Source organism: Paenibacillus sp. FSL H7-0756, assembly GCF_038006765.1.
Lineage (GTDB): Bacteria > Bacillota > Bacilli > Paenibacillales > Paenibacillaceae > Paenibacillus_AQ.
In genome coordinates this window covers 3321499-3334677 of record NZ_JBBOVT010000001.1, presented here as the reverse complement: position 1 = coordinate 3334677, position 13179 = coordinate 3321499, and the positions used below count along the sequence as shown (strand labels likewise).

Genomic DNA, 13179 nt, shown 5'->3' with positions numbered 1-13179 from the left:
ACGTAAGCGAGTTATGTGCATTTGTACGGACATCATTAACATGCGGGAAAACCAAAAAAAGCCGCCCCCTCCCTAGAACTATCCAGAACAGGGGGGAGCTGCTATAATATCCTATAACACAGGTAAAGGAACTCTTTTCAAGGAAAAAACGTAACCAATCTCACACAAATGAAGTGAAAATTATCACAATGTTAAAAATTCGACACTTTTATGCGAAAATAATTACCCATAAAGAGGAATTCCAAGGTATAATTAATTTAAAATTTACTGAAAAACTGAGGGAATAAAGGGGATGTCGATTATGATAAAGGAACATTATAATGTTATCGAAGCCCGCGGCAATACAAACTGTTTCTCCGAACAGAACTTTAACCGCCTGTTGGTCACCATGAAGGAACGTGTAGTCCCTGAAGGATCACACCTGTTCTGGGAAGGCGATTTCTCGGATAAACTGTTTTATATCAAGCGTGGACGTGTGAAATTAACCAAATCTACAGACGAAGGCAAGGAACTGATTCTGTATATGTATCAGGCAGGCGACATGGTCGGTCAGGCTGACCCTTTCTTCAGCACGAAGCACAGCTTCACAGCCGAAGTCATTGAAGAGAGTGAAGTCGGCGTGATTGAACAGAAGGATCTGGAGATTCTGATCTGCCAGCACTGCGACTTCGCCATCGACTTCATGAAGTGGATGGGGATTCATCACCGTCTCACACAGACGAAATTCCGCGATCTGATGATGTACGGCAAACCGGGCGCACTCTGCTCCACACTAATCCGTCTTGGCAACACCTATGGTGAGAAGACGGGCGACAGCATTCTGATCAACAAAAAAATCACGCATACAGATCTGTCCAACATGATCGGCGCTACCCGTGAGAGCGTTAACCGCATGCTGAGTGATCTGCGTAAAAAAGATGCAGTGGAGTATGAGAACGGCATGATTGTCATCAAAGATCTGGCGATGCTTCAAGAAATCTGCCACTGCGAACTATGTCCCAATGAAATTTGCCGAATTTAATTTCCTATCAATAATACCCTCTATTCACCTCATTGAAACATATCTGACCCAATAAATTTAATAGAGTGGTCAAGGCGCCCTCTCCGGCGTCTTTTTTTCTATCCCCCCTATCAGTAAGCTATACCGACACGGGATCTTATGAAATCGCCAGCATCAATTTGACTATAAATGAATTCCGCTGTATCCGCTACAGATATTTCAGTACCACCTTGGGGCAGAATGTCTTGTCTTACACGATAGGTCCCCATGCGTTCTCCGTCCAGCAGAGCGGTTGGGCACACAATGGTCCATTTCAGAGCCGATCGCTCCAGCAAGCGGTATGCTCGTTCATGTTCTTCTGCGGCACGGGTTGACCTGCGTTTAGACTCGCTGGATTGGTAACGCAGGAGTTCCGGGGAAAGCTCACTTTGAAGAATGCCCGCAGTTCCTACGGTAACAATGCGCTCTATCCCTTCCTCATACATGGCTCCGATGATAAAAGGCATGCTGTCTGTAAGCGTGGTTGTCCCAACGGTGTTCAATGCACTAATCACTACATCCTTTCCCTGCACTGCCCGGGCGACATCCTCTTGATTAAGCACATTACCTTGGAGGATCGTCAGGTTGGCATGGAAAGGCTGAACCTTCTCTGGCGTACGGACCAGCGCAGTCACATGATGTCCATCCTGAAGAGCATGGGTAACAATATGGCTCCCCACCCGGCCAGTGGCACCAAGAATCAATATATTCATATGAAAATAACCTCCTGAAGTGTATTATAGCAGGGATTGAGCGGCAAAAAAGCCCCGCAGCATGTAACAGCTGCGGGGCTTGGTACTGGAACTAGCTTGCTTTCTTAGTCTGAGGAGGAACAGATACTTTACGCGGAGTACGCACAGGTGAAATTAGCCAGTAAGCCATTCCGACAAAGACACCGCCGCCGATAATGTTGCCAAGCGTAACAGGAATCATGTTGTGAAACCAGCCGGCGATGCTCACTGTCTCTGGATGATTCGGCAGCAGCACAGCTACGCTGAGCAGCGTCATGTTCGCAACACTGTGTTCATAGCCGCTCGCGATGAAGGCGAACAGACACCACCAGATCAGGACCAGCTTCGCTGCTTCACTCTTGGCGCGGGAAGACATCCATAGCGCCAGGCAGACCAGCCAGTTACAGAGGATGCCGCGGAAGAACAGCTCCGAGAACGGAAGGCTCATCTTTTTGGCGGCGGCCGCGAAGATCAGATGCTCGGCAGGCGCTGCTTTGAAGAGGCCCGATCCCTGAATCAGCAGTGCCAGCACCACAGCACCGGCCACATTGCCGAGGAATACCAGAACCCAGTTCTTCACCGTGTCCCAGACTGTAGTTCTCCCGGCAAGCGTGCTTACCGTGAAGAACATATTATTACCTGTAAACAGCTCTGAGCCGGCGAATACAACCAAGGTCAAGGCAATCCCGAAGGAGGCTCCCATAATCAGCGGCTGGAACGGTGACTTGATCGCCGCCAGCGGTGCCCCCAGTGAGAAGATCAGAATAATACCAATACCCACATATGCTCCTGCCAGGAGGGCCGCCAAAAAATATTTGGGCAGGCTCTCATTCATTTTGTCGCGTTTCCCTACGGCTGTCTCTACGATATTCTCTACGCTCTGCGTAAACATATCCGCACCTGCTCTTCCTTTAATTTAGGTTTGCTACTCCTGCAGGCAGAGTGACCTTAACAACTCCGCCCTCTACTGTAACCGGATAGACTTCTGCCTGCCCACGGTCCGGTGCCTGAACCTCTCCCGTGCGAAGGTCGATCTTCCAGTCATGCAGCGGATCATATAAATAATAGCCTGATACGATTCCCTCCGCGAGCGGGCCGCCCTTCGGGTGGGGACTGTGGTTGCGGACCGCATAAATTGCGCCGTCCGATGTGCGGAATATCGCTAATTCGACTTCTCCTGCATGAACTACCCGGCCGATCTGCAGCATGAAATCTTCCACTGCGCCTATCGTGTATTCCCGATTGCTCCGTTCCATTATGCTCTCTCCCTCTCCCTTTAGACTATACCTGTGTCTCTTCGAACAGCGCGGTGCGGGTGTTTTTGTCATCCAGCATTTTCCGCCAAGGATCACTCACCTGGGCCAGGGCAAAGTCAATACGTGCCGCAAGCTCTTTACGGTTGTCGTCATTACCCATAACCACAGTCTGGATTTGCTCAAGACCCATACGCTCTACCCATTCGGAGGTTCTCTCCAGGTAGTTGCCGGTCTCACGGTAGTACTGGATGACAGCGGAGCAGACCTCAACCAGTTCCTCGTCGGTCTTCACCTTGCAGAAGGCATCTGCGATGCGCGGCTTAATCCCGCCGTTGCCGCCGATGAACACTTCCCAGCCGCCGTCATTGCCGACAATCCCGATATCCTTCGTGCACGATTCTGCACAGTTACGCGGACAGCCGTTAACCGCCATCTTGAACTTAGCCGGCATATCCAGCCGCTCATATTTACGCTCAAGCATAGCGCCCATGCCCATGGAATCCTGTGTGCCGAAGCGGCAGAACTGCGAACCTACGCAAGTTTTTACCGTACGCAGCGACTTGGCATAACCATAGCCGGACGGCATATCCAGCTCCTCCCACACCTTAGGTACATCTTCTTTTTTGACACCAATCAGGTCAAGACGTTGTCCGCCCGTTACCTTCACAACCTTCACATCATACTTCAGGGACACATCGGCAATCCGCTTCAAATCCTCAGGAGTGGTCACACCGCCATACATCCGCGGTATAACTGTATAAGTTCCGTCCTTCTGAATATTGGCGCTCATCCGTTCATTGACGAACCGGGATTCCTTCTCGTCCTCATGAGTGTCAGGGTAGATCATCCCCAGATAATAGTTCACTGCCGGGCGGCATTTGGAACAGCCTTCTGCCTGCTTCCAGTCCAGGACATGCATAACTTCCTTAGTAGTCCGGAGGCCTTTAGCCGTAATCTCGGCTACGATCTCATCCCGGCTTAGCGAGGTGCAGCTGCAGATTCCCTGCTTGGCGCTCTGCTGGAAGCTGTCTCCGAGAACGAATTGCAGAATCTGCTCCACCACTGGCTTACAGCCGCCGCAGGAGCGGGTTGCACCCGTGCAGGCTTTGATCTCATCCACCGTGGTGAAGCCATTCTCCGTAACAGCATCCACAATCGCTTTTTTGGTTACGCCGTTACAGCCGCAAACGATTTCTTCATCAGCCATCGCTTCAACGGACATCCCCTTCTTGGCTCCTCCTCCGCCGCAGCAGCTTGTGCCCATAACCTCATCATAGATTTCATCCGTCATCTCTGTGCTGTTTTTCACAAGCTTCTGCAGGCTGGCAGATTCCGTTACATCACCGAACAGAACAGCACCGACAATCACATTATCCTTAAGCAAAATCTTCTTGTAGGTTCGCTTCCATTCATCCTTGGCAGAAATAACGGTATGCTCCGGCGTTTCTGTGAATTCACCGGCGGAGAATACATCTACTCCGGAGATTTTGAGCTTGGTAGCTACAACTGAGCCTTCATAGCCCGGAGTCTGTACACCAGACAAATGCTTGGCGAGAACCATGCCCTGCTCAAATAGCGGTGCAACGAGTCCGTAGCAGGTTCCCCGGTGCTCTGTACATTCGCCGACAGAATACACATTTGCCATAGAAGTCTGCATATAATCGTCAACTACGATCCCGCGGTTAACTGTAATTCCGCTGTCCTTTGCAAGCTGGACATTCGGCTTAATTCCAACAGCCATCACTACAAACTCTGACGGCAGCACACTGCCATCACTGAAGCGTAGACCAGTAACCCGTTCTTCGCCGGTCAATTCAACTGTCTGCTTACCCATGGCGAATTTCACACCTTGCCGTGTAAGCTCTGCCTGCAGCATTGAAGAAGCGGTACGGTCCAGCTGGCGCTCCATCAGATCCTCCAGCAGATGCACAACGGTAACATCCATGCCCAGATTGACCAGGCCTTTCGCAGCTTCAAGACCCAGCAGTCCTCCGCCGATCACAGCCGCCGTGCGGTACTGCTTCGCCGCTGCCAGCATCGCATCGCAGTCCGCGATATCGCGGAACCCGACTACCCCATCCTTAGTACTGCCGGGTACGGGTAGAATGAAAGAATTCGAGCCTGTTGCAATAATTGCTTTATCGTAAGGAACCGCCAGTCCATTATCGGTCAATATCAGTTTGTTCTGTTCATCGATCCGGGTAACCGTTGTGCTGGTATGCAGTGTAATATGATTATCTTCATACCACCCGAGATCGTTGAGGATGATGTCTTCAATCGTTTTGCTGCCTTCAAGTACATAGGACAACATAATCCGGTTATAGTTGGGATGCGGCTCACTGCCGAAGACCGAAATATCATAAGCGCCGCCCAGCTTCAGAATCTGCTCAATAGTGCCTACTCCCGCCATGCCATTCCCAATCAGCACTAACTTTTCTCTTTCCGCTGCCACTGGTAGACCCTCCTTCAGAAACTCTGATTTCTTCAATAACTTTACCTGATAGAGAAATTATACTGTCCCCCATTCCATGGCAAGTGTGACCACAGTCACACCTTATGTGAATTTTTTCACACAAGTGAATATGATTGCTCCGTTCTTATATAGGACAACTTCTGGCGTGAATCCAATAGGAATATTATTCAAAAAAACGGATACCCATGCAGTTTAACACAGTTATCCGTTCACTTATTTCAGTACCAGAGAGATCTCCAGCTTGTCCTGCGGACTGAGCTTCATGTCCACTCCATTGCCGAGCAGCCCTTTATCGTTGACCTTCAGTCTCCATTCCTCGCTGCTGAGCGGGGTATAATCCATCACAGTAAGCACCGTCCGGTTATCTTCGGCAAGCCGGACCATACCGCTGTTCTTGAGCAGTCCCTTGACGGACATATCCTGCATAAAAGAAAGCACATGCGAATGTGTCAGCTCCGGCTGCTCGCTCCCCCCGTTCACCGTGACGATGACAGGCTGAAACATCTTTCCGGTTCCGGCAGGCCCTGCTGACATCGTAATGGCCGAACCCGGTTCCAGGGTCGTATTCAGCTCTTGAACCTTCTTGCCGTTTACCTGAATCTCCCAGCTCATATCCTGACCCAGGGAGACCTTATTTACTTCAAGAATATTAGGGCCATCCGCTGAAAATGTAACAACACCGCTCTTCTTGAACAGCTCTATTATTGAATTTCCAGGCACGTAAGCTTCGTTAAGCAATCTGGCCGAGCTTCCGGCCATTTCACTGTCACCCACCATGACTGAAAAGGTTAATCCCTGGCTTCCGTTACTGCTGCCGCCATTCCCTGATCCCAAGCCACAACCGCTTGCCGCGGTCAGCAAGAGCAGGCACAGCATTAAGCGCATCCATTTCGTGGACATTCCACGGCACCGCCTTCATATGTATTTTCCCGGACTCTTTAAGGATAACGCATAGAGGAAGGGTTCTCAAATCATTTCTGCCGGCAGAAAAAGTAAAAAGTCCCCGAAGGGACTTTTACCTTACAGCAGGTCCTATTGATAACGCAGGAACAGAATGTTGTTCTCCAGATGCACGTGCTCGAAGGTCATGCCTTCCAGTTCTTCAAGGCGGGCATATGTCAGTCGATAAGTCGTGCAGGCATGTGCAGGCGGTGTGTAGTCATTAGTTACTCTACGCAGCTCACGCAGAATCTCTCCGGCCCCGTCATGCTCTGCTTCCAGATTATGCAGCAGTCCGCGCAGCTCCGCAAGTCCTTCTTCAGTTGGATTCTGAGTGTAAGCCAGCATCTTAGGGAATTCGCTCTCTTCTTCCTTCGCCGTGTGCTGCAGCAGCTCTTCACGCAGCATATTGAACAGGCGGTGCATTTCTCCCAGATGCGGTGAATCCTCACCATGAACGCGGAATACCTTGGTTACATTTTGACTGATTAACGGAAGCTCTTCACGCAGATAACGGTGATGCTTGTTCACAATATAATTCACCAGCTCCTCTGAAGAAGCCTCGTTCCAGGCGGTGTCTTCTTCCAGAACGGGGTGCTGCTCCTGCAGCTTGTTCAGCTCCTGCACCATTGCTGCCGGGTCAAGACCCTTCTCGGCAGCGGCTTCAGCCAGCGGCTTTGCGCCTCCGCAGCAGAAATCGATCCGCTGTGCTTTGAAATAATCTGCTGCTTTGGGGAACTGCAGAACAATATCTCTGACCATTGCTTCCGGGGTGAACCCGGGATGAATTGTTGTATCGTTTAATTGATTGGACGCCATGTTGGCCCCTCCTCAGGTTAAAATGTAGGTTTGTGTTTCTTTTCACTTCTACACCTTATCACTGGCCTTAGGCGGAACTTGTGATTGTACGCACTGAATATAACAAATTTTAATGAACGTGAAATTTAAGTATTTCAATGTAAAATATACTAGACATTTTGTTTTATATATTTTACAATATGCGTGAGGTGAGGGAATGGGGAAAAACTTAAGGCTCAAAGCCTCCAGAGCGGCAAAAGACATGTCGCAAAAACAGCTCGCAGATGCCGTGGGGGTCACAAGGCAGACGATTATCGCGATTGAGAACGGTGATTACAACCCCACCCTGAGGCTGTGCATTGACATTTGTGTAACACTCGGGAAGACGCTGGATCAACTATTTTGGGAGGGAACGAAGGATGAACAGAACGAACCTGGATGAGAGACAACTGCAGAAGCGGCACAAGGCGGGGAATCAGGCATTTCTTTTGATGGCATTCTTATTGCTGGCAGACATGGGGCTGCAAAACTACGGAATGAAGTGGCTGGAGTATCCGCTCAGCAATTACGCAATTTTCATGCTGGGTGTAGGCTCCTATCTGGTAAGACTGATCTGGAGCGGTTCATATGTGGGACCGGGCGGCGGGCAGAACGGAGTGAACGGGAGAAGCATTGCGGGTGCAATTCTGGCCATAGTGGTGGCGGCCTGTATCCTTATCGTTACCTTCGTGAATCCAACCGCCGCCCAATCAGCAGCTGACAGCGGTGCGAACGGGAAAGTGATTCTGATCATTTCTGTTACAGCAGGACTGATCATCTTAAGCACTGTATACTTGATCCGGCGGAGGAATAACCGGGCGGAGTAGAGCGGTTAATATCAGGAAATCCAAACTGGGCGCTGGCCGGAAGTCCAAATGTTCACCGCAGCGACGGCCTGGCTTCAAGTTCAACTCTTTTTTTCGAGTTTCATCTTTTTTATTGAACCGTCGCCTGCATATAAGTCCGCTTGCCCTGCGCATCCTTCAGGTAGGGGCCAAGTCCGGCGAACCTTGAATGATCCACATATACACCCGTCATCCATCTGCCTTCGGTCAGGCCGCCGTTCCACTGCAGCACCAGATCGGGGGCAGAGATCCATTCCTGATACACCCTAATGTTCTTGTCCTTATATTCTTTGGCTGGTTTGTTCAATTCGCTCAGCGGCGCCGGGGTCAGATAGGTTGGCACGAAGTATACAGAGATTAGCTCCATATCCTCCTCACTTAGAAAAGCCTCCTCCCCCAAGTAAGGCTGAAGCAGCCGGGTGTTCTCGTACATAGACCAGATTACAGCTTGAAGTACCATGCTCTGGCTAATTCCATTATGAAAAGTAAAACGGCGCTGAGCATTTGAGCCATTCCCTCCCCTTGCCGTTACAGGCTCCAGACAATGACGCTCACAGCCGATGCATTTCCAGCCGGACGGGCCTTGAATCCATTTCTGAAACACACTCCCGCTGTCATTGTCCCCTTTATATAGCGAAGAAATGATCTCATATGGCACGCCGATCCATGCATCCCACAGAGAATCCGGGAGATGGTTATGAAGCATGAACAACACCTTGTCATAGATTAGCTGTACTTTAATCGAAGCAGTCTCCAGTTCGGCGACATCCTTTTTTCCATAGGTTATTTCCCGGGAAAACAAGGTGATGGTCATGGTCCTCGCCTCCTAAAAGTTGTGTAAGCCCTCCGCTTCCTTCCATCAGCATCGTCCAAAACACATCCTGTAAGCATCCGCGCTGCCATATAACCCTGGGCTTTTCCTACTTTTGTTAACGCTTCCACACATCCGTAATATTTAGTATGTTCTATTATATTACACAGGTGGGGCCTAAGTGCAAGGTTTATTTGGGCAAAATCCGCATAAATAAGCAGAACTGCATATGAAAAGCCCCTTACCCGGATACCGGACAAGAGGCTGTCATCAAATATATTACGGTACTGCTACTCCACCCAGCTCTCGGCCCAGGTCTGGATTTGCTGCATGACCGGCTCAAGCGCACGGCCCTTCACTGTTAATTCATACTCAATGCGCACCGGTGTCTCCGGGTACACATGCCGTACCAGAATGCCCTCGCATTCCAGATCCTTCATGCGCTCGGACAGCATCTTATCGCTCATTGACGGAATCAGTCCGGAAATATCCTTGAACCGCTTAGGGCCGCTCATCAAGGTCTGAATAATGAGTCCGTTCCAACGCTTGCCCAGAAACGAAAAAGCCGTCTCAAATCTCGGGCACATCGTCAATTGATGTTCTTCCATGGTTATCACCTCTCACTTATGAAGCTTACAATTAGTTAGTATATATAATTTTACCACATTTATTCTGGAATGAACATCGTTTGGCAAAAAAAAGTTCATTAACCACTAGTATTATATTTCCGCTCTCAATCCTTGGTGTCTTCTGCTTTGCGTCTTAGCTGGATGGCTTCTGTAACCACATAGGCAAGATCATCGTTGCTATATAGAGAGAGTACCCCCAGCACAGTATCATCGGAGATGAATCCGGCCTCCTCTGCGGATACCGTCAGGGCCAGCGCATTGGCCAGCGCCTGATTGCCCTCCTGCTGCGGATAAGCCTGCAGATACAAGGCATGCGGGTCCAGCTTGTTATTCACACACCACTGGGCAAATACGAGAATCATCATTTCCTCGTCCCGTTTATAGCTCTCGTTGATCCGCTCTTCCATCGACTTGTCGTAATCCTCCATGTTGTCCTCCTCTCTGCTGCGATTCTGACCGCTCAGCGGCTTAGTCTTGCTGCTAATTCATGGCTCGGCAATACAGCCGAAGCGGAAATGCCGCATTGCTCCGGTGTCGCTATATTGCTGAGATAATGGCTGACCGCTCCGCTGAAGCCTCTGCGCTCCAGTACGGTATCCCAGCTGCCAAAGTTCTGCGTGCGCGGCAACGAGCCCTGCTCATATAATATAACCCGTTCCATGTCGGTCACCTCAACCGATCTCCCATGTCCGTGCAGCTCCAGCTTCTCCAGATCGGCTCCGGCATCCCGGACCATGCTGTAATGGCCGGTGGTCCCGTTCTCCCAGCCCAGCATTCCCGAAGCCTGCAGAAGCCGCCCCTCCGCATCCGCCTTCAGGCTGCTATGCAGCAGCTCATAATCCCCGCCGGACAGCCAGAGCAGCAGATCCAGCATATGGATCAGGTCATCATGGATCGTCTCATGGCTGCTGCCCTGCTGCAGCTTCGTGCGGTGCTTGACTGCGGTGGATTGGCTGATGCCTCCGGCCTTATGCAGCCAAGATTTGGCTGCGGCATACATCGGGGCATAGCGGCGGTTGAAGCCCACCCCCAGCAGCAGCCCCTTGTTCTCAGCAAGCTCTGCCATCCGGCGGGATTCCTCCAGATCATAGGAGAGCGGCTTGTCCACATACACGGATACCCCATGCTCCAGGCAAGCGGTCACCAGCTCATAGTGCGTGGTTGTAGGACTATGTATGAACACAGCATCCAGATCCCAGGACAGCAGCTCCGTAAGCTCGGTTGTGCCCCGCTGAAGGCGATAAGCCTGAACTGCCCGCTCGACCGTAGCAGAGGAATGGCTGAGCACACCCACCACCTCGGCCTGATCATGCCGGGAGAGCAGCGGCAAATAGACTTTACGGGCAATATCGCCAATGCCGATCAGTGCCACTCTTTTGCGGACAGATAGTTTCATTAACAGCATCTCCCTTACATACTCGGGGGAATTTCTATTCCCTTATAGATGTATTATACCGTGACATGCTGCGGGAACAATGATCTTTGCTTCAATAATTGCTTTAATTGCTTTTTTTTCAGTATGATGAAATGGATGGAGTGAAGAAGGGGCATAGTATAATGAGAAAATGGCTAACAATTATTCTGTATGTTTCGTGCATAATCCTCGCGTTTATCTACAGGTATGAACTCTTGGCCTGGCTTAGAGAGGATCATCCTTTGTATTTGTCCATGCTCGCGGCCACAGTGCTGGCCTTGTTTCCGGTCCTGCCCTATAAGCTGATTATCGGTCTGTTCGGGTATGCATACGGAAGCTTCGCAGGAGCGTTAATCTGCTGGAGTGCTACCACAATAGCGGCAGCCCTTGTCTATGGAGCCGTTACATCCATGTTCCGGAGCAAATCAATGGCCTATCTAAGCAGAATTTCGGCGCTGGACAGATTTGTGTCCGCTGTGGAGCAGCGTCCTTTTGCATCCGTAGTGATTGCCCGGCTGGCACCGTTTATCCCGCAGATGGCTGTGAATATCTATGCCGGTGCCGCCGGACTGCCTTTCTGGAGCTATCTTGGAGCCACCGCGCTTGGCAAAATCCCCGGCATCGCCCTATACGCCTTCCTCGGAGGACAGATGTTCCAGCATCCGCGAAGTGCCTTTGTAGCTATAATCGTGTATATTGCCGTACTGGCTGTGGCCGGATTGTCCATGCGCCGCCGTCCTTCTGCGGGCCGCTAACACTTCAAGAATATCAGGCATGCTGGCAGTAAGCCTCTATTTGATTTATAATTAAATTGTGATCTATTTAATTGCATTCTACAGATGGAGGGATAACAATGAGTGAATTTCAAGCTGATTCTATAAATTTCAAGACCGAACAGGCCACCTTCGCCGGTGGATGCTTCTGGTGTATGGTATCCCCTTTTGAAGAGCTTCCCGGCATTGTCAAAATTATCTCCGGCTATACAGGCGGACATACTGTAAATCCGACCTACGAAGAGGTATGCTCGGAAATGACCGGACATGTTGAGGCGGTACAGATTACGTTCAATCCGGATATTTTCCCATATAGCAAGCTGCTTGAGCTGTTCTGGCAGCAGATTGACCCTACCGATGCCGGAGGGCAATTCCATGACCGCGGCACTTCTTACGGAACGGCCATCTTCACCCATTCGGAGGAGCAGCGCCAGCAGGCAGAGGCTTCCAAGGCGGCCCTTCAGGCCAGCGGACGCTTCTCTGCTCCCATTGTGACGCCTATTCTTCCGGCTAAGCCCTTCTACCCTGCCGAAGAATATCATCAGGGCTATCACCACAAGAATCCAGGCCATTACAAGCGTTACCGCAAGGGCTCGGGCCGGGAAGCATTCATCGAAGCCCACTGGACCCACAAGGAGGACCCGCAGAGCCTGAAGGAGCGCCTGACTCCGCTTCAATATGAGGTGACACAGAACAGCGCAACGGAATCTCCGTTCCGCAACGAATTCTGGGATCACCATGGGGACGGGATCTATGTGGATATTGTCTCCGGGGAGCCGCTGTTCAGCTCAGAAGACAAGTATGATTCCGGCTGCGGCTGGCCGAGCTTCACGCGTCCGATCCGGGACTATGCGGTCAAGGAGAAATCCGACCTCAGCCACCTGATGGTCCGCACTGAGGTACGCAGCAAGACAGCGGATTCCCACTTGGGCCATGTGTTCAATGACGGCCCTGGAGCGAATGGACTGCGGTACTGTATCAACTCGGCAGCTCTGCGCTTTGTTCCCAAAGAGGATCTGGAGAAGGAAGGCTACGGCGAGTACCGCGTGCTCTTCCAGCATGCTTAAGGCTGGAGATCCCGGCTTGCTTCAAGCTATAGCTTCCTATTTTGCATAACTTGCCTGTGGCCCGAATGTATGCTGTTTTTCACATATATTCGGGTCACTTGCCTGCGTACCTGTACAATGTATGTTGTTTTCCGCATACATTCGGGCCACACACCTGCGCATCAGCACAATGTATGCTGTTTTCCGCATACATTCGGGCCACACGCCCACGTTCGTGCACAATGTATGTTGTTTTCCGCATACATTCGGACCACACACCTACGTACGTGCACAATGTATGTTGTTTTCCGTATACATTCGGGCCATATAATTTCCTGAACAAAACAAAGCCTCCAGCCCGGAGTCACGGGTATGGAGGCTTTGTT

Annotated in this window: 15 protein-coding genes; 5 read left to right on the top strand and 10 right to left on the bottom strand. The window is 50.7% G+C overall.

The window, feature by feature from the left end; genetic code table 11:
* Window positions 1-301: 301 nt before the first annotated feature.
* Window positions 302-1021, top strand: a complete 720-nt coding sequence (locus tag NST04_RS14495; protein WP_405115098.1) for a Crp/Fnr family transcriptional regulator — start codon at window positions 302-304, stop codon at window positions 1019-1021.
* 110 nt (window positions 1022-1131) lie between these two features.
* On the opposite strand, the gene NST04_RS14490 is transcribed toward NST04_RS14495, so the two are convergent.
* The 6 genes from NST04_RS14490 to ric form a co-directional block, all read right to left on the bottom strand.
* Window positions 1132-1752: an NAD(P)-dependent oxidoreductase gene (locus NST04_RS14490; RefSeq protein WP_341184821.1), complete on the bottom strand. Its 621-nt coding sequence runs from the start codon at window positions 1750-1752 to the stop codon at window positions 1132-1134.
* A gap of 91 nt (window positions 1753-1843) precedes the next feature.
* Window positions 1844-2662 carry a formate/nitrite transporter family protein gene (locus NST04_RS14485; RefSeq protein WP_341184820.1) on the bottom strand — a complete coding sequence of 273 codons (819 nt, stop codon included), beginning with the start codon at window positions 2660-2662 and terminating at the stop codon, window positions 1844-1846.
* A gap of 19 nt (window positions 2663-2681) precedes the next feature.
* Entirely contained in the window at window positions 2682-3026 is a 345-nt protein-coding gene (gene nirD / locus NST04_RS14480; RefSeq protein ID WP_341184819.1) for a nitrite reductase small subunit NirD, read from the bottom strand.
* A gap of 25 nt (window positions 3027-3051) precedes the next feature.
* Window positions 3052-5478, bottom strand: coding sequence for a nitrite reductase large subunit NirB (gene nirB, locus NST04_RS14475; RefSeq protein WP_341184818.1), 2427 nt, complete (start codon window positions 5476-5478; stop codon window positions 3052-3054).
* A 234-nt stretch (window positions 5479-5712) separates the two neighbouring features.
* Window positions 5713-6333 carry a hypothetical protein gene (locus NST04_RS14470; protein ID WP_341184817.1) on the bottom strand — a complete coding sequence of 207 codons (621 nt, stop codon included), beginning with the start codon at window positions 6331-6333 and terminating at the stop codon, window positions 5713-5715.
* 198 nt (window positions 6334-6531) lie between these two features.
* A complete protein-coding gene (gene ric, locus NST04_RS14465; RefSeq protein WP_445667891.1) occupies window positions 6532-7257 on the bottom strand; it encodes an iron-sulfur cluster repair di-iron protein in 726 nt (241 codons plus the stop codon).
* Between the two features lie 196 nt (window positions 7258-7453).
* Here ric and NST04_RS14460 point away from each other — a divergent pair, with 196 nt between their 5' ends.
* The gene (locus NST04_RS14460) at window positions 7454-7678 is read left to right on the top strand and encodes a helix-turn-helix transcriptional regulator (RefSeq protein ID WP_036698494.1); all 225 of its coding nucleotides are present in this window, start codon (window positions 7454-7456) and stop codon (window positions 7676-7678) included.
* Window positions 7656-8102: a DUF6773 family protein gene (locus NST04_RS14455; protein WP_341184816.1), complete on the top strand. Its 447-nt coding sequence runs from the start codon at window positions 7656-7658 to the stop codon at window positions 8100-8102. Before NST04_RS14460 ends, NST04_RS14455 begins: the two co-directional genes overlap by 23 nt.
* A gap of 109 nt (window positions 8103-8211) precedes the next feature.
* Here the strand turns inward: NST04_RS14455 and NST04_RS14450 are convergent, their stop codons facing one another.
* The 4 genes from NST04_RS14450 to NST04_RS14435 form a co-directional block, all read right to left on the bottom strand.
* Window positions 8212-8934: a hypothetical protein gene (locus NST04_RS14450; RefSeq protein ID WP_341184815.1), complete on the bottom strand. Its 723-nt coding sequence runs from the start codon at window positions 8932-8934 to the stop codon at window positions 8212-8214.
* Between the two features lie 287 nt (window positions 8935-9221).
* Window positions 9222-9539 carry a winged helix-turn-helix transcriptional regulator gene (locus NST04_RS14445; protein ID WP_341184814.1) on the bottom strand — a complete coding sequence of 106 codons (318 nt, stop codon included), beginning with the start codon at window positions 9537-9539 and terminating at the stop codon, window positions 9222-9224.
* A gap of 125 nt (window positions 9540-9664) precedes the next feature.
* Window positions 9665-9988 (bottom strand): hypothetical protein, encoded by a 324-nt coding sequence (locus tag NST04_RS14440; RefSeq protein WP_341184813.1) that lies wholly within the window; start codon window positions 9986-9988, stop codon window positions 9665-9667.
* A gap of 32 nt (window positions 9989-10020) precedes the next feature.
* Window positions 10021-10956, bottom strand: coding sequence for a Gfo/Idh/MocA family protein (locus NST04_RS14435; protein ID WP_341184812.1), 936 nt, complete (start codon window positions 10954-10956; stop codon window positions 10021-10023).
* A 272-nt stretch (window positions 10957-11228) separates the two neighbouring features.
* On the opposite strand from NST04_RS14435, the gene NST04_RS14430 reads away from it, so the two are divergent.
* The gene (locus NST04_RS14430) at window positions 11229-11729 is read left to right on the top strand and encodes a TVP38/TMEM64 family protein (protein WP_341184811.1); all 501 of its coding nucleotides are present in this window, start codon (window positions 11229-11231) and stop codon (window positions 11727-11729) included.
* Between the two features lie 98 nt (window positions 11730-11827).
* Window positions 11828-12814 carry a peptide-methionine (S)-S-oxide reductase MsrA gene (gene msrA, locus NST04_RS14425; RefSeq protein ID WP_341184810.1) on the top strand — a complete coding sequence of 329 codons (987 nt, stop codon included), beginning with the start codon at window positions 11828-11830 and terminating at the stop codon, window positions 12812-12814.
* Window positions 12815-13179: the final 365 nt, after the last annotated feature.